Annotated in this window: 15 protein-coding genes and 1 riboswitch; of the genes, 8 read left to right on the top strand and 7 right to left on the bottom strand. The window is 57.6% G+C overall.

All coding sequences use genetic code 11. The features are described from left to right. The first annotated feature begins 504 nt into the window (after positions 1-504). Together RWS31_RS09210 and RWS31_RS09205 are read left to right on the top strand one after the other, a co-directional pair. On the top strand, positions 505-1458 hold the full coding sequence (locus RWS31_RS09210) for a D-2-hydroxyacid dehydrogenase (RefSeq protein ID WP_314597750.1): 954 nt from the start codon (positions 505-507) through the stop codon (positions 1456-1458). Positions 1459-1469: 11 nt separating this feature from the next. After that, positions 1470-1745, top strand: coding sequence for a metal-sensing transcriptional repressor (locus tag RWS31_RS09205; protein WP_009645791.1), 276 nt, complete (start codon positions 1470-1472; stop codon positions 1743-1745). 106 nt (positions 1746-1851) lie between these two features. On the opposite strand, the gene RWS31_RS09200 is transcribed toward RWS31_RS09205, so the two are convergent. Next, a complete protein-coding gene (locus RWS31_RS09200) occupies positions 1852-3375 on the bottom strand; it encodes a DUF438 domain-containing protein (protein ID WP_314597748.1) in 1524 nt (507 codons plus the stop codon). 178 nt (positions 3376-3553) lie between these two features. Next, a riboswitch (cobalamin riboswitch) is annotated at positions 3554-3727 on the top strand. A gap of 194 nt (positions 3728-3921) precedes the next feature. On the opposite strand from RWS31_RS09200, the gene RWS31_RS09195 reads away from it, so the two are divergent. The 5 genes from RWS31_RS09195 (at position 3922) to rbr (ending at position 10695) form a co-directional block, all read left to right on the top strand. After that, positions 3922-6159 (top strand): TonB-dependent receptor, encoded by a 2238-nt coding sequence (locus RWS31_RS09195; RefSeq protein ID WP_314597746.1) that lies wholly within the window; start codon positions 3922-3924, stop codon positions 6157-6159. Positions 6160-6216: 57 nt separating this feature from the next. Further along, a complete protein-coding gene (locus RWS31_RS09190) occupies positions 6217-7488 on the top strand; it encodes a PepSY-associated TM helix domain-containing protein (protein WP_314597745.1) in 1272 nt (423 codons plus the stop codon). A 169-nt stretch (positions 7489-7657) separates the two neighbouring features. Then, on the top strand, positions 7658-7876 hold the full coding sequence (locus RWS31_RS09185; RefSeq protein WP_006193255.1) for a cation transporter: 219 nt from the start codon (positions 7658-7660) through the stop codon (positions 7874-7876). Between the two features lie 275 nt (positions 7877-8151). Continuing rightward, complete coding sequence (locus RWS31_RS09180) at positions 8152-10032, top strand: heavy metal translocating P-type ATPase (RefSeq protein WP_314597743.1); 1881 nt, start codon at positions 8152-8154, stop codon at positions 10030-10032. 129 nt (positions 10033-10161) lie between these two features. Beyond that, complete coding sequence (rbr, locus tag RWS31_RS09175; protein ID WP_006192533.1) at positions 10162-10695, top strand: rubrerythrin; 534 nt, start codon at positions 10162-10164, stop codon at positions 10693-10695. 88 nt (positions 10696-10783) lie between these two features. Here the strand turns inward: rbr and RWS31_RS09170 are convergent, their stop codons facing one another. Beyond that, the gene (locus RWS31_RS09170) at positions 10784-11542 is read right to left on the bottom strand and encodes a class I SAM-dependent methyltransferase (RefSeq protein ID WP_265070589.1); all 759 of its coding nucleotides are present in this window, start codon (positions 11540-11542) and stop codon (positions 10784-10786) included. A gap of 255 nt (positions 11543-11797) precedes the next feature. Between RWS31_RS09170 and RWS31_RS09165 the strand changes: the two genes are divergently transcribed. Continuing rightward, complete coding sequence (locus tag RWS31_RS09165) at positions 11798-12655, top strand: HAD family hydrolase (protein ID WP_314597738.1); 858 nt, start codon at positions 11798-11800, stop codon at positions 12653-12655. On the opposite strand, the gene RWS31_RS09160 is transcribed toward RWS31_RS09165, so the two are convergent. The 5 genes from RWS31_RS09160 to RWS31_RS09140 are packed head-to-tail and all read right to left on the bottom strand — an operon-like array spanning position 12630 to position 15928. Continuing rightward, a complete protein-coding gene (locus RWS31_RS09160) occupies positions 12630-12779 on the bottom strand; it encodes a hypothetical protein (RefSeq protein WP_314597736.1) in 150 nt (49 codons plus the stop codon). The two genes, RWS31_RS09165 and RWS31_RS09160, sit on opposite strands and share 26 nt — an antisense overlap. Next, on the bottom strand, positions 12776-13165 hold the full coding sequence (locus tag RWS31_RS09155; protein ID WP_314597734.1) for a cytidine deaminase: 390 nt from the start codon (positions 13163-13165) through the stop codon (positions 12776-12778). The genes RWS31_RS09160 and RWS31_RS09155 overlap by 4 nt, the downstream gene beginning before the upstream one ends. Further along, positions 13155-14588, bottom strand: a complete 1434-nt coding sequence (locus tag RWS31_RS09150) for a thymidine phosphorylase (RefSeq protein WP_314597732.1) — start codon at positions 14586-14588, stop codon at positions 13155-13157. The genes RWS31_RS09155 and RWS31_RS09150 overlap by 11 nt, the downstream gene beginning before the upstream one ends. A gap of 18 nt (positions 14589-14606) precedes the next feature. Then, positions 14607-15365, bottom strand: a complete 759-nt coding sequence (locus RWS31_RS09145) for a cytochrome c biogenesis CcdA family protein (RefSeq protein WP_314597731.1) — start codon at positions 15363-15365, stop codon at positions 14607-14609. A gap of 11 nt (positions 15366-15376) precedes the next feature. Next, on the bottom strand, positions 15377-15928 hold the full coding sequence (locus RWS31_RS09140; protein ID WP_314597730.1) for a TlpA disulfide reductase family protein: 552 nt from the start codon (positions 15926-15928) through the stop codon (positions 15377-15379). Positions 15929-16012 lie beyond the last annotated feature (84 nt).

Here is a 16012-nt window from a genome sequence, read left to right as displayed (position 1 = left end):
CTAGGCTTCTGTAAGGGCGGCGCACAATGTCCACGAAGTGGACGTTTGTGCGTGTAGTTTTCTCATACAGTTATCATTATAGCATAGAAGAAAAGAGAAGATCAAACGTTTTAGGTCGCAATTTGGAGAAGGAAGCCGCATGAGCAACATCTATGGTTACATTCATGTATCTAGTATGAAGCCCCAAGAGGTCAAGCCGAAGGCACAGACCGATTGACCAGACTTCAGTAAGGGCGTGAGGACATATGTTCGGCATACCTCCTTGATGATGCCATTGCAGGAAACGAACAGAAAATAAAACAGGCATAGCCAGTTTTACGGACTGGCTATGCCATATTTTTTTTGCAAAAGCGGTATCCGTAAAGGAAGTTATCAAACGTTCACTTTATGGACACTGTATGCTGCCCTTAATGAAACGGAAAACTGTGTAGGCAGACATGACGTATAGGTTGCATCCTATGGTATAATAGAGAAAAATCGTTGAACTGCGACAAAGGAGGCGCCATGAAAATTCTGATTGCCTTGAGAACAAACGAGCATCATAAGGAACAGCTGCAAAGAAATGCGACGGGGGCGGAGCTTCTTTTCGTGCCTGCTGATCAGGTGCGTGAAGAAGACCTCGCCGATGTTGATGCCATCATCGGCAACGTACCGCTGGAGCTTCTGCCTGCAGCGAAGAAATTGCGCTGGTTGCAGCTCAATACGGCAGGGGCAGACACCTACTGCAAAGAAGGCGTGCTCAGGGACGATGTCCTCCTAACGAATGCGACGGGAGCCTATGGCCTTGCGCTTTCCGAGCATTTGCTCGCACAGCTCCTCGCGATGATGAAGAAGCTCTATCCCTACTATGACAACCAGAAGAAGGGAATCTGGCACGATGAAGGGAGCGTCACCTCGATCGAGGACGCGACCATCTTGATCCTCGGCGCAGGCGACATCGGTCGTGCCTTCGCGCGTCGCGTCAAGGCGCTCGGCGCTTACGTCATCGGCGTGCGCCGCCGCGAGGGAGCGAAGCCCTTTGGCATCGACGAGATGGGCACGATGGAAGAACTCGATTCTCTGCTCGCACGTGCGGATGTCGTCGTATCGGTTCTGCCAGAGACAACGGCGACGAGGGGCGTCTTTGACAAAAAGCGCTTTACTGCGATGAAAAAAGGCTCCTACTTCCTGAACATCGGGCGCGGCAACGCCGTCGTCACGGAAGATCTCATCGAAGTGATGAAGGAAGGGCATCTCGCAGGCGCGGCGCTCGACGTCACAGATCCCGAGCCCCTTCCCGCCGATCACTCGCTCTGGCATACACCGAATATTTATATAACGCCGCATATCTCGGGCGACGATCACCTGAGCGCAACACAGGACAAGATCGTTCAGATCGCTGCGAGAAATCTTGCAGCATTCATGCAGGGCGTACCACTCGAAAACCTCGTCAATCGCACGACAGGATACAAGGACTGAGGAGGGATACGATGCGTCAATGCATGGACATGGAGAACCTGCACCGCAGGCTCAGAAAGATTCGCGGACAGGTCGAGGCTCTCGACCGCATGGTCGAGGAGGAAATTCCATGTGAGGATCTTCTCTCACAAATCAATGCTGCAAAGGCTGCGCTGCACAAGTGCGGTCAGATCGTGCTCGAAGGCCACATCCAACACTGCGTGAAAGACGGCATCGCCCACGGCGATGCGGAAAAGACGGTCGAGAGCTTCACCAAGGCGGTCGAACGCTTCGCCAATATGGGATGAGGCTTTGTGAACGTCAGCTGTACCCTATGGGCTTGATTTGCGGAACGTTTTCACATACGACTTTGGCATACGGATTAAAGCGAATACCGAGAACGACCAGTTGTTTCTACTTCTTCTCGCCGAATTGCGCGAGAGCTTCGGAGAAGTCCTCTACGAGTTCGACCGCGCCCGTGTATTCGCCGTTCTCGTCGTAGATGGCGAGATAGCGCACGCCGACAGGCTTGCCCTTGATATAGCGGTAGATCTCCATGCGATCGCGCTTCTTCGCCTTGAAATCGGCGACGAGCTGCTCGATGATCGGCACGATGTTGGCGGGATGGCAGTTGTAGACCTTGCTGCCCAAAGCGATGCGCGGGCGCGCGAAGACCTGCCCGGGATTCGAGAAGAAGCGCAGCATCTCGTCCTTGTCGATGTAGGTGATGTCGACGGGCAGGAGGTTCAAGATGGCTTCCAGTTCCTTGCAGCCGATTTCGCCCGTCGATAGCCGGACCTTGCCCGAGGCGATCATCTTGCGCTCTTTCGCTTCTGCCTCCGCAACATAGGCATCGCCCTCCGCCCACTTCGGTGCATCCTTGATGAACGCGATGCCGAATTCCGGCATGTCACGGTAAATCATGAGCCAATCTTCTTCAGAGAAGAAGCGCAGCGTCAGCGGGAAGAGGATCTTCTCTTCCTTGTAGATCATGTCACGGATGCGCTGGAAGAAGGCCAAATAGCGCTCCTCCTCGCCGCCGATTCCATCGCCGAGCGACTTCATGAGTGCGCGAAGCTCCGCCTTGATCTCGTCGTCGACGCCCCACATGACGCCCGAAGGACCCGTCACACCGTAGCGGTAGAGAAGTGTCATGAGCAGCGATTCCTTCTTGCCGTAGTGCGAGTAGATTGCGTGCAGTTCGCCGAGGCCACGGCTCAAGCCGGGGACATCGTTTGCCTCCAAAGTGGCGACCAGGCGATCAAGGAGTTCGGACAATCCCTTGTTTTCGAGGTTCAATACCGTAAGCGGATGCCCGTCGGGCAGATCCTGCACTTCGGGTGCGGCGTCCGCAGCGGGCGCTGCGCCGCCAATATGCCCGTGGAAGAGCGCCGAGTGTACATCGCAGAGCTTCTGCACCTCGTGAATCGGCGTGCCGCCTTCGATGAGCTGCTGCTCGGCAGCGGAAATTTCCTCGGCCGAAACGCTCGCGAAGTCCTTGATGAAATCTTTCCGTACCGTCTCCAGCGACTCGCCTGCCGAAAGGCGCTGCAGGAAACCCTTGAGCACAGCCGCGCGTCCCGTAGCCTCTCCGTCCGCCACGCCTGCCGCAGCAGCCGCATGGGTGCAGCCGCAGCCGCCTTCGCCGTGCACATGGGGATGCGTCTCGTGCGTACCGCAAGAGCTGCACGCGTGCGCCGCAGCAGCTTCATCCTGCTTGATCGTGAAGCCGCGCGCCTCCAGTTCGCGCACGACATCTTCCAGCTTCATTCCTTTGATCGCCACACCCTTGGGCACGGTCATGACGCGACCCATGACATTCAAGACCATCGGATTCGTGATCTCCTTGAAGCCGATCTCCGCCATTGCCTGCTGAAACTCCGGAAACTCCTCGACAAGTTCCGCCACCGTTTTATTGAAGTCCAATTCCTTTTTCATATCGATCTCTCCTGTTCCAAATCTGAATGCGTTTCTCATTGCTGTCATTATAGCAGATAGGGATTGCGCTTGTCGTCATATTTGTTACGGGTTTGGGAGCAGCATTGGCTTAGTTTGATATTGACAATGCCTATGATGCATGATATCCTTTCCAGAAGGATTGTTATGAAAAAATAAAAATTCTATATTTGGGTCAGGTGTCGCAAGACTTAATAGAGAAGCCGGTCGAAGCCGGCGCGGTCACGCCACTGTAACAGGAAGCACACTGCAAAATGCCACTGAGGAAACTTGGGAAGGTGCAGCCGTGCGATGAACTGGAGCCAGGAGAACTGCCTGATCAGCAATCACCGTTTGAACCTGCGAGCGATGGGGAGGAGATTTTGGCGGTAGCAAGCCCACGGCCTTTTGCTAGGCCGAGGCACAGCGTACAGCCATTGACGGAAGTTTTTGCGCAGCCCCTCCTTTTGCGCACGAAAGGAGGGGCTGCGTTTTATTTTTGGAAATTGTGCGTGTAGTTTACTAGATGAGGAAAGGGAGTTCTGCAAAATGAATCCATGGAAAAAGAAATGCCTGACGCTTGCCGTCATCTGTTCCGTTGCGGGAACAACCCAAGTGTATGCGGCGGAAAAGAGTGCTGAGGCGACGAACACAGCAGTTGATTCGACGACGGTATCTACGGAAGCTTCATCTGCGGCGGAGGGGCATGACCTCGGCGAGACGACCGTCACGGCGACGAGGGTCGCGGAACCTGTCAACAAAGTTCCCGCCAACGTCACCGTCATCACGGCGAAAGAACTTGAAAAGAGGCATGTCTTCAGTTTGCGCGAAGCACTTGCGAGGGAGGCAGGCGTCTATGTTGCGCCGACGGCAGAAGTGAAGGATGGCTTGGATCTGCGTGGATTTAGCAGTCCGAACATCCTTGTCATGTACAATGGACAGCAGCTCAACACGGCCTTTGACGGCGGCGTCAATTGGGATTCCATCCCGCTCAGTGACATCGAGCGCATCGAGATCGTGCGCGGCGCCAGTTCTTCGCTCTACGGTGGTCATGCTGTCGCCGGCGTCATCAACATCATTACGAAGAAACCGAAAAAGCCGGAGAATCCCGAGCAGCAGCTCCTTCATGGCAAACTCGAAGCCTCTCACGGCAGCAACAACACATGGCAACGTGGCATGCAGGTCACGGGCGGCGACGGTAAGCTCGACTTCCGTCTCGGTTACGAAAAACGTACATCGGATGGCTGGGTTGGGCACTATGCCACGACGGACGAGTGGTATGATACAGGCGTTACTCCAGATGCGACGGGCGTATTTCCGAAGCTTTCTGATGGTGAATATATCGTAGGCAGCCGTGGTGCAAGAAAAAAATCAAGTGAAAATGTCTTCTTTGACATGAATTACGACTTTGATGCCAACCGTTCGCTCAGCTACACCTATATGCACAATTCTTATAAGTATTCTTACCATGACCCCATCACTTATTTGCGTGATGCGAGCGGAAATCCTACATTTTCTGGGACGGTACTCTTGCCGAATGGCAATTATATCAGCGTCTCGCCAGGGGATTTTCTCGGCTATATGGGAAAGCGCGAGCAAGACGTCCACAAATTGCGCTATGAGGATAAGAAAAACTCTTTCACGGCGAACATCGGCTACAGCGACACCACGAAGGATGGTTATTCCGGTGCCTCGCGGCGCGCTACAAGCATCGATTGGACGGGATTGGGAAACCGAGCGGAATATCCTACGAAGAACTACAATATAGAAGCGCAAAAGAAATGGACGATTAAGAATCATACGCTGCTTGCAGGCTTTGCATGGATGAAAGACAAGATGCGCTATCGTGCCGTTGATCTTCATCATTGGAAGGATTGGAGTTCAGAATATGGCGATCCATACGCACAGAGCGGTGGATCCATCATCTCCACAGCTCTTTTCGTGCAGGATGAGTTAGAGCTTGATCCGCGTTGGCGGCTGCAGGTCGGTCTGCGTTATGACCGCTTCGATAAGAAGGATGGCTATTCCTACATCGATGATGTACGCAAAGATTATGAAGACACGGCCTTCAATGCCTGGAGTCCAAAATTCGCTGTGACCTATGAGCCGCAAAAGGACACGATGATTTATGCCAGCTTTGGCAAATCATTCAATCCGCCGTCGATTTATCGTCTTTATCGCCGTGCGGGAGACGACCCGCGTTCCATCAAGGCCAATCCTGATCTGACGCCGGAAAAATCTACGACGTACGAACTGGGAATGAAACAGAAGATCAACAAGAACACCTCATATGGTTTGACGTTCTTCCGCGTGGATACGAAGGATAAGATTGCCATCGCTACGCGCAACGGTATCAGAGCCTATTACAACATGAATGAAGCGATGATCAAGGGGATAGAGTTCGACGTCAAGCATCGTCTGAGCCGCGATTGGCGGGCATATCTGAACTACACCTTTGAATCAGGCGAATATACGAGCGGCGGCGATACGTACCGAGATTGGGATTTGCCGAAGCACATGGCAGGCTTCGGTATCGACTATACGCGCGGGAAGTTCGGCGGTGTCCTTGATGCAAGGTATGTGGCCGCAAGGCAGGATGTTGATACAACTACTGGTGAATACGGCTCAGAGGACAGTTTCTTCACTACGAATCTCTACTTGACGTATAAGTTCGACGACAGCTTCAGACTGCAGTTCGGCATCGATAACCTCTTCAATCGGCACTTCTACGCGAATGAAGCAGCGAGCGATAGAACCTACTCTCTCGGTGCGATGTATTCCTTCTAGAGAAGCGCGGATAAACCCAGCAGGGCTTATCATATCTGCACCACGAAAGGACACTTCATGAGACTCATCTATCGTCTGCATCGCTGGATCAGTGCCGTATGTGCGTTCTTCTTCCTGCTGCTCGTCTTGACGGGACTGCCGCTGCTCTTCAACGGCGATATCGCGCGCTGGAATGCGCTTGAAAAACGACCTGCCTTCGGCGAGACATCCTCTCGTGTGCTTTGGGCAGAAGCGGCAAAGGGATTGGAGCGGATCGAGCGCGAGAATCCCGGGCGTAGGGTGCAGTCGATTTCCGCCTATCCCGAGCGCGGGCTTCTCGTCTATCGATTCTCGCGCACCGGCGGATACGGCGTGTCTGCGCTCGCCTATGCGCCGCAGCAGGACGCGCTTGTGCCTTGGCGGAGCGGCGGCGTCAAGTCGCCTGCGCTCGCTGCCTTCATGGGCTGGATGCATCACCTGCATCTGCGCCTCGCCCTGGGGCAGGGCGGCATGATCTTCCTCGGCGTCATGTGCTTCTTGAGCTTCCTGTCGATCCTGGGCGGCATATTCCTATATCCGTCCTTCATGAAGCGGCGGCTTTTCGGCGGTATGCGAGGCGGCACATCGGCGGGCAGTTTTTTCGATTGGCACATCTTCCTCGGCATCATCACGGCAGTCTGGGCGGCGCTCTTGACCTTGAGCGGAATCGCCATCGTCTTCGGCATGCTCGACTACAGCAGCTATGCTGAGGATGTGATGGCAAGTGTGCCGCAGAGGGAAAGTGCGCCGCCCGCCATAACCTTCGCTGAGATGATTGCTTATGCAGAGGAGCATTTTCCCGCCCAGGAGATTCTCTACCTCGACGCTGCCGAAGGATCGACACCCGCCGCATTGACGCTGGCGGATGCCGAGAGACCGCAGATGTTTCGCGGGCAGGACGTCTACCTGCTGCGCACGGCGGGCGGCGAGATCGAGAACTTCACGAAGCCCTTGCCGCGCTGGCTCGTCTTTTGTGATGCCGTGCGCGATCTGCACCTGCACAATCATTCGACGATGTTCCTGAAGATCATCTGGGCGGTTCTCGATCTGCTTTGCGCCGCCGTCATCGTCACGGGCTTTTGCGGCTGGCTGCAGAGAAGCCGCCGCAAAAAGGAGAGACCGCCCGTGCTCGCGCCCCATGCGGCGGCGAAGGCTGTGCCGTGGAAGGCGCCTGCGCTCTTCGTCGCGCTCTCCCTCGTCGCCATGGCCGCGCCGCTTGGCGATACGCTTGCGGGCAATATCGTGGGATCTGCCGCGTGGCTCGCGCTCTTTGTCGGCGCTTTCGTGCTGTGGCAGCGCAGCAAGCGGTAGAAAGAAAATGGCAACTTCGTCCATGCGGCGGAGCTGCCGTTTTTCATTTGGAACAGAATATGTGCGACTGGACCCATCTTTTTCTTAAAAACACTTGACAAACTTTCTCGACCTCGCTATAATGGCCATAACGATTAAATAATCACTTAATCATTAAGGAGGAACTCCCATGAAAAAGAGCTACAAGATCGAAGTCGAGTGCGCGAACTGCGCTCAGATGATGGAAGACGCAACGAAGAAGATCGAGGGCGTAAAGGACGCAACGGTGAACTTCATGGCGCTGAAGATGAAGGTCGAATTCGCCGACGGCAGCGAGCCGGCTGAAGTCATGCCGCGCGTCTTAGAGGCCTGCCGCAAGATCGAAAGCGACTGCAATATTGAATTCTGAGCCGTCCAAGAGGCAAGTCCGAAGGACGCAGACGATTGGGAAACGGCTCGAATGCGAAAACGTCCCAAGAACGCGAGCTGCAAGCGAAGCGTGATTGGTTGACGTTGACCGCTTCTGAGCCGTCCAAGAGGCAAGTCCGAAGGACGCAGACGATTGGGAAATGGCTCGAATGCGAAAACGTCCCAAGAACGCGAGCTGCAAGCGAAGCGTAATTGGTTGACGTTGACCGCCCAGAGTAGGATTCAACATCACGTCGCCAGAAAGCAGGTATTTTCGTGAACAAGAAACAAAAAAGAAATCTCATCCGCATCCTTCTGGCGGCCGCCTTGATGATCGTCTTGAGCCAGCTGCCCGTGGCGGGTCTGCCGCGCTTCTTCCTCTACGTCGTGCCGTACCTCATCGTCGGCTATGACATCATCATCAAGGCAGCGAAGGGCGTATGGAATCGTCGTCCGCTCGACGAAAATCTCCTGATGTCGATCGCGACCATCGGCGCGATGGGGCTTGCTCTCTACGAGGATGGCGACTATGTGGAAGGCATCGCCGTCATGCTCTTCTACCAGGTCGGCGAATGGTTTCAAAGCTATGCCGTCGGCAGAAGTCGCAGAAACATTGGCGAGCTCATGGACATCCGCCCCGACTACGCGAATGTGGAAGAGGATGGAAAGCTTATACGCCATGACCCCGACGAAATCGAAATCGGCACGGAGATCGTCGTGCAGCCGGGCGAGAAGATCCCCATTGACGGCATCATCACGGATGGCGCATCGACGCTCAATACGAGCGCACTGACGGGCGAGAGCCTGCCGCGCGACGTAGAGAAGGGGCACGCCGTCTTCAGCGGCTGCATCAATCTCACGGGCGTCTTGAAGATTCGTACGACGAAGGAGTTCGACGAATCGACCGCCTCGAAGATTTTGGAACTTGTCGAGGATGCCAGCGCGCGCAAGTCGCGTTCGGAGACGTTCATCGCACGTTTTGCGCGCGTCTATACGCCGATCGTCGTCGCGGCCGCCATCCTCCTCGCCATCGTGCCGCCCGTCGTGTGCCTCGCCGCGCTCGATGCCGCGCCCGACTGGGGTACATGGATTTACCGCGCCCTGATCTTCCTCGTCATGAGTTGCCCATGCGCACTCGTCGTCAGCGTTCCCCTGAGCTTCTTCGCGGGCATCGGCGGTGCGAGCCGCGAGGGCGTGCTCGTCAAGGGCGCGAACTACCTCGAAATGCTCGCCGAGGTCGACACCGTCGTCTTCGACAAAACGGGTACTTTGACCCGTGGCGTCTTCGAGGTCAACGCCGTGCATCACAGCACGATGGATGACAAAAAGCTTCTGGAGCTTGCCGCGCTCGCCGAGAGCGCTTCGTCGCATCCCATCAGCCGCAGCCTGCAGCAGGCTTACGGCAAGGAGATCGACCGCTCGCGCGTCACGGACATCGCGGAGATCGGCGGTCTCGGCGTGACGGCGAAGGTCGACGGTATCGAAGTGGCCGCTGGCAATGGCAAGCTCATGGAGCGTCTCGGAATTGAGTACCGCCCGTGTCACCATCCGGGCACAATCGTGCAGATGGCAGTCGCAGGTGAGTACGCCGGACACATCGTCATCTCCGATGCGCTCAAACCGACGTCGGAGGCGGCGATCAAAAGTCTGCATGAAGCGGGCGTGAAGCGCGCCGTCATGCTCACAGGCGACGCGCATGCCGCCGCTGAGAAGGTCGCGGCGGAACTCGGCATAGACGAGGTCAAGAGCGAGCTTCTGCCTGCCGACAAAGTGCAGGAGGTCGAGCGCCTGCTCGCGGGGAAAACGGCGAAGAAGCTCGCTTTCGTCGGCGACGGCATCAACGACGCGCCCGTCCTCAGCCGCGCCGACATCGGCATCGCCATGGGCGCGATGGGCTCCGACGCTGCCATCGAGGCCGCCGACGTCGTGCTGATGGACGACGATCCGCTGAAGCTGCCGAAAGCGATCCGCATCGCGAGAAAGTGTATGGCGATCGTGCATCAGAACATCGTCTTCGCCATCGGCATAAAGCTCCTGTGCCTCGTGCTCGGCGCCGTTGGCATCGCCAACATGTGGTTCGCCATCTTCGCTGATGTCGGCGTCATGGTTCTCGCCGTCTTGAACGCGCTGCGCGCTCTCTTCGTGCGCAAGATGTAAGCCGTGAGTATCGGGCGATCGGAACGAGAATCATTCATATTAAATAAATAGGGATTGACGGTATTTACCGTCAGTGTTATGATACAGGAAAATACATATCTACAAACTATTCTATGAGGAGGAATTGCCATGGAATTGAAGGGTTCCCAGACCGAAAAGAATCTTTGGGCGGCATTTGCCGGTGAGTCACAGGCCTATACGAAGTACGGTTACTATGCATCGCGTGCGAAGAAGGACGGCTTCGAGCAGATTTCGGCGCTTTTCACGGAGACTTCGGGCAACGAGAAGGAGCATGCGAAGATCTGGTTTAAGCTCGTCGCGGGCATCGGCACGACAGCGGAGAACCTTGAGGCGGCCGCTGACGGCGAGCACGAGGAATGGACATCGATGTATCCCGAGTTTGCCAAGGTCGCAAGGGAGGAGGGATTCACGAAGATCGCGAATCTCTTCGAGGCCGTCGCAAAGATCGAGAAGGAGCACGAGGAGCGCTATCGTCTCTTGCTCGCGAACGTCAAGGATGAGAAGGTCTTCAAGAAGGACGAGAAGATCATCTGGCAGTGCCGCAACTGCGGCTACGTCTGCGAATCGCCGCAGGCACCGCAGGTCTGTCCTGTCTGCGCCCATCCGCAGGCATATTTTGAACAGCTCAAGAAGAATTATTGATTCAGCGCGTCCTGCAAAAGGAAACGGGGCTGCTGCACGTCCATTTCGTGCAGCAGCCCCGTTTTTTAGCTGTATGATCGCGCGCCGACTATACCCGCGTGCTGAAGTTTGCCACATAGCCGAGCTGAGCGGCGTGGTCGTGGAAGAAGTCGAACATCGTCGTGAACATATCGCGGTTCTCCTTCTTCATGGCGTTCGTCATGATCTTCAACGCGCCCTTCGCGCCTTCGTCGTGCAGGATGCCAGGTGGGTCGAGGAGCGTCATATCGCCATGCTTCTGCTCCGTACGGAAAGCATGCTTCTCGATCGTTTCCTTCCAGCCTGCAAGCGTCAGCGGCTCGACGTGGACGTTGATCGCCTTGGAAAGCCCGGCCATAAGCTCGTGCTGCACCTTCGGGTCTTTCTCTCGGAAGACGACGTCGTGCGTCAGAAGGACGCCGCCGGGCTTCAGGACGCGCGAATACTCCTTGAGCGCGCGTTCCTTGTCCTCACCGATGAGCATCGTAAGCATCGCCTCGTTGATGACGACATCGAAGCTCGCATCCTCGAAGGGAAGCGCGAAAGCGCTACCGTTGACGACGGAGAGTTTGTCTTCGAGCTTCTTTTTCTTGATATTTTCACGCGCTTTTTCGAGCGCCGCCTCATCGAGGTCTATGCCGACGACTTCGCAGCCGTACCGCTCGGCGACGAGGATCATCGTCGTCCCCATGTTGCACGCAACTTCAAGAACTTTGGACGACGGCTCGATCTTCGCCTTCTCCAAGAGCCAGTTCGTTGCGTCGATGCCGCCCGGGCGCAGCTTCGTCTTCCCCATTCTCGCCAAAAAGGTATGTCCTGCTTCACGCATGATCGTCATCTCCTTTATATAATAGGCAGTTATCTCTATTGATTCTCATTATAGTAAGGAAAAGACAAAAAGTCAACAGTTTTCCTATTGAATTTATATGATTTTTACATCTGTGCCGAAAGCGCGGCGCAGAAGCTGTCCGCTTTTTACGACAGGACTCAAGCGCGTGCAGTAGACGTTCTTTCTTGCTATAATAAACACAGCGTTTTCTCAAGACGAGAGAATGGTGTGCGATACAGGGAGGAGTACCCCACAATGAAACCATACGAACAGTACATGTTGATCAGCGACCTTGACGGTACAATCGTGCCGCATGGGAAGGCGATTTCTGCGGCGAATGCGGAGGCGATTCGCGCTTTTGTCGCGGGCGGCGGCCTTTTTGGCATCGCGACGGGGCGCACGCCCGAGGCGGCAGGCGGCTATGTCCGTGGACTGCCGATCACGGCGCCGAGCATCTTCTTCAACGGTTCCATGCTCTACGACTGGCAGGCGCGGAAGGTTCTCGCGCAAAGAAATTTGCAGGGCGCAGAAGACTCGCCCAATATCTGGCCGCGCTTCGCCGCCGAGTGCTTGAAGATGTTTCCGCAGGCGTGCGTCGAGGTCTATACGGAAGAAGCCTGCTGCATCGTCAGCCCTGAAGAGAACGACGATCCGCGGCTCGTTCGGGAGTTCTATCGCTGCCGGCATATACCTCTTGCCGACGTTTCCGACATGCAGCGGACACCGTGGCTCAAACTCCTCGTCTGCGATGCGCCGCCCGCACTGCACCGTGTGGAGCGTCTTGCGAAGAACTTCGGCACAGCGAGTCTCAGCCACCACTTCTACTCCGAGGCCAATTATTATGAGTTCGTCGCCCAAGGCGTATCGAAGGGCGCCATGATCGAAGAGATTCGAGGGCTTCCCATCTGCCGAGGAAGGCGCATCATCGCCCTCGGCGACTACCTGAACGACCGGGAGATGATCGAGCTTGCCGACATCGGCATCGCCTCGGGCAACGCGCATGAGACCATCAAGCAGGCTGCCGACTTCGCGGGCTGCCGGGCGGAAGATGATCTCGTCGTTTGGCTGCTCGCGCATTTCGCTGAAATCACGGCACAGAAAAGCGCGGATTGATGCGCCGGCGTCCTTCCGCCTTCCTGCGCTCCGCGCCGATCATCTTTGCACAGGTCGTGCTGCAAAACTGCCGCATCATGCAAAAATCCCTGCCGTCAATCGGACGGCAGGGATTTTTCTTCAAGGGTGACCTTTGAGAGTAAAGGCGAAGGGCAGCAGTTCCTCTTTGGTCACGACACGACGCTTTCCCGCGAGGTTGGCGAGGACGATGCGCTCGACGGCGAATTCGGCGATGACCTGGCGGCACGCGCCGCACGGCGAGCACGGCAGCTCGCCGTCTGCAACGACGGCGAGCGCCGCAAAGCGCTGGACGCCCGCAGCGACGGCGCTGAAGATGGCGGTGCGCTCGGCACAGTTCGTCAGGCCGTAGGAGGCGTTTTCGATGTTGCAGCCCAAGAAGACGCGCCCGTCGGGCGCGAGCGCCGCCGCGCCGACGGCAAAGCCCGAATACGGCACATAGGCATGGGCGCGCGCTTCCTTGGCAAGCTCGATGAGAGATTCATCGTCCATCTGCGCCGCCCTCCTTCTCTTCACGTCTTGCCATGGCGGCGCGGATCTCAGCGAGGAGCGCGTCGCTCATGACGTCTTTTGCCGCTTCCTCATGCGCCCTTTCGGCGTGGCCGAAGCTTTCCTTCGTGACGCGCGCGAAGATGCGCGGGCGCTTCTCGGGCGGCTCGGCTGCGATCTCAAGGGCGCGGGTATAGCAAGCGGCTGCAGATGCGAGCCGGCTTTCATCGTTCGTGCAGAGCACGGCAAGCGCCTCTTTGGTTTCGATGGCTTCGCCCGTCTTTTTCAAGATGCAGATGCCTGCCGCATGGTCGATGACGCTTTCCTTCGTCTCGCGCCCCGCGCCGAGCATACAGGCGGCCTGACCGATCATTTCGGCGTCCATGTGCGTGATATAGCCCGCCCTCTCGGCGAGGATTTCCAATTGAAACGCCGCCTGCGGCAGTTTTTTGGGATCGTCGAGGCAGGAAGCGTCACCGCCCTGCGCCTCGACCATCGCGGCAAAGGTGCGAAAGGCGCTGCCGTCCTCGATGGCCTTCTCTGCAAGCTCTTGGCACTCGGCGAAGTCGCCGCGCCCGATGAGGCGCAGCATGTCGGCGGCGAGCGCGAGGCTGACCTCCCTGAGGTCGGCGGGGCCTCTGCCCTTGAGCACTTCCATGGCTTCGGCGACTTCGAGCGCGTTGCCGACGGCAGATCCCAAGGGCACGTCCATGTCGGTGATGATGGCAGATGTCTTTCTTCCCGCACCCTCGCCGATGGCGACCATGGCACGCGCGAGGGCGAGCGCGTCGTCGAGCGTCTTCATGAAGGCGCCGCTGCCCGTCTTGACATCGAGCACGATCGCCGCGCTGCCCGCCGCGAGTTTCTTGCTCATGATAGAGGCGGCGATGAGCGGAATGGAGTCGACCGTCGCCGTGACGTCGCGCAGCGCATAGAGCTTTTTGTCGGCGGGTGCAAGCTCGCCCGACTGCCCGATGAGGGAAAGCCCCGTCTGTTCTATGACGGCGAAAAAGTCTTCGCGCGAGAGCGTCGTCTGAAAGCCCGGAATGGATTCGAGCTTGTCGACGGTGCCGCCCGTGTGGCCGAGGCCGCGCCCGCTCATCTTGGCGATGCGCCCGCCCGCCGCCGCGACGATGGGGCAGGCGATGAGCGTCGTCTTGTCGCCGACGCCGCCCGTCGAGTGCTTGTCGACCGTGGAGCTGCCAAAGGCCGAGAGGTCGACCTCGTCGCCCGAGGCCGCCATGGCGAGCGTAAGCGCGCGCATCTCCTCCTCCGTCATGGAGCGAAAGCAGATCGCCATGAGCATCGCCGCCATCTGATAGTCGGGAATCTCGCCTTTCGTGAATCCCTCGACCATGGCGCGGATCTCGCTTGCAGCAAGCGGCTCGCCGCGCTTCTTCTTCGTGATGAGATCATACATGCGCATGGAGATTCCTCCCGGAAACTAGAAAGAGAACGGCACGAGGCCGGAGAGCCAGCCCATGAAGCGCATCGTCCAGCCGAACCACATCATGACGCCGAGCGCGACGAGCGAGACGCCCGCGATCTTTTGCACGGCAGGCAGGAAGCGGTAGAGCGTGCGCACGCGCTTTTCGAGTCGCTGCCAGAGGAGCGCGAGCACGAAGAACGGCAGGGCGAAGCCGAGCACGTAGAAGCCGAGCAGCCAAAGCCCCTCGACGACGGTCGCGCGGCTTCCCGCATAGATGAAAATCGCCGCAAGGATCGGCCCCGTGCACGGCGTCCAGCCGACGGTGAACGACATGCCCAGGAGGAACGAGCCGACGACGCCCTCCGACGGGCGATGCAGGAACGGCCGCCACTCACGGTAGAGGAAGCGCGGGCTGATGAGTCCCGAGAGGAACAGCCCCAAGAGCGCGAGCACGACGGCCCCCGCCTTTTCCAAAAGCGCGAGATGACCTGTGAGAAACTGCCCGAGCACCGTCGCCGTCGCGCCGAGCGCGAGAAAGACGACGGCGAAGCCTGCGAGGAAGGCCGCGACGTTGCGAAAGAGCGCACGTCCTGCCGCAGCGGGCGGTGCCGAAGCGCCTGCCGCGCTGCTTGGAGCTGCTGCACCGCTTGAAGCCGCCGCGCCGCTTGAGCCTGCGAGGATCAGCACGAAGGTCGGCAGCATCGGCAGCACGCACGGCGAGACGAAGGAGATGACGCCGGCGAGAAACGCCGCGCCGAAGGAGATTGCTTCCAAGGGAAAACCTCCTACTTCGCCGCGCGCGTGAGCGCCGTTTCCAGCTCCGCCGCCGTCGTTCCGCCGATCTTCTTCAGCAGGATCTTGCCGTCCCGGTCGATGACGTAGGTCGTCGGAATGGCGCGAACCTTATAGGTGTCCGCCGCCTCTCCCTTGAGGTCGAGAAGCACGGGCATCGTGTAGCCGTTGTCCTTGAGGAACTTGTCGACCGTGTCCTTCGGCTCCTGCAGGTTGACGGCGTAGAATGTGACCTCGCCTTCATGCTTCTTGGCGAACTCGTTCAGTTCGGGCATCTCGGCGCGGCACGGCGGGCACCATGTCGCCCAGAAGTTGATGACGTAGAGCTTCTTGTCCATGGCGGCGTTGATCGCGACCTCCGAGCCGTCGAATGATGTCGCCTTGAAAGGCGGCGCCGTCCCGTCCACGCCCTCTGCATCCATCGCCTGCTCCGCCTTGGCTTCCGCCGACTTGCCCGATTCCTCCGCCTGCAGGCCGCAGCCCGTCATAAGAAAGAGCGCGAGAAGAGCGCCGATCAGACCTTGCATCGTTCGTCTTGTTTTCAAAGTAAATTCCTCCCTTGTGATTCCATAGGCTCACAGTCCCGAAACAGGACTCTTCTCAGCGACCTACGTCGCGCCGATGTTTCC

It is taken from the genome of uncultured Selenomonas sp. (assembly GCF_963528755.1).
Taxonomy (GTDB): Bacteria; Bacillota; Negativicutes; order Selenomonadales; family Selenomonadaceae; genus Selenomonas.
This window is presented reverse-complemented; position numbering and strand designations above follow the sequence as displayed.

What these genes read in the sequence shown, in the direction of transcription:
- RWS31_RS09165 (WP_314597738.1), top strand. Translation starts at nt 11,798, where the DNA reads ATGAAACCATACGAACAGTACATGTTGATCAGCGACCTTGACGGTACA.
- RWS31_RS09185 (WP_006193255.1), top strand. Translation starts at nt 7,658, where the DNA reads ATGAAAAAGAGCTACAAGATCGAAGTCGAGTGCGCGAACTGCGCTCAG.
- RWS31_RS09195 (WP_314597746.1), top strand. Translation starts at nt 3,922, where the DNA reads ATGAATCCATGGAAAAAGAAATGCCTGACGCTTGCCGTCATCTGTTCC.
- RWS31_RS09155 (WP_314597734.1), bottom strand. Translation starts at nt 13,165, where the DNA reads ATGGACGATGAATCTCTCATCGAGCTTGCCAAGGAAGCGCGCGCCCAT.
- RWS31_RS09200 (WP_314597748.1), bottom strand. Translation starts at nt 3,375, where the DNA reads ATGAAAAAGGAATTGGACTTCAATAAAACGGTGGCGGAACTTGTCGAG.
- RWS31_RS09170 (WP_265070589.1), bottom strand. Translation starts at nt 11,542, where the DNA reads ATGCGTGAAGCAGGACATACCTTTTTGGCGAGAATGGGGAAGACGAAG.
- RWS31_RS09205 (WP_009645791.1), top strand. Translation starts at nt 1,470, where the DNA reads ATGCGTCAATGCATGGACATGGAGAACCTGCACCGCAGGCTCAGAAAG.
- RWS31_RS09150 (WP_314597732.1), bottom strand. Translation starts at nt 14,588, where the DNA reads ATGCGCATGTATGATCTCATCACGAAGAAGAAGCGCGGCGAGCCGCTT.
- RWS31_RS09190 (WP_314597745.1), top strand. Translation starts at nt 6,217, where the DNA reads ATGAGACTCATCTATCGTCTGCATCGCTGGATCAGTGCCGTATGTGCG.
- rbr (WP_006192533.1), top strand. Translation starts at nt 10,162, where the DNA reads ATGGAATTGAAGGGTTCCCAGACCGAAAAGAATCTTTGGGCGGCATTT.
- RWS31_RS09210 (WP_314597750.1), top strand. Translation starts at nt 505, where the DNA reads ATGAAAATTCTGATTGCCTTGAGAACAAACGAGCATCATAAGGAACAG.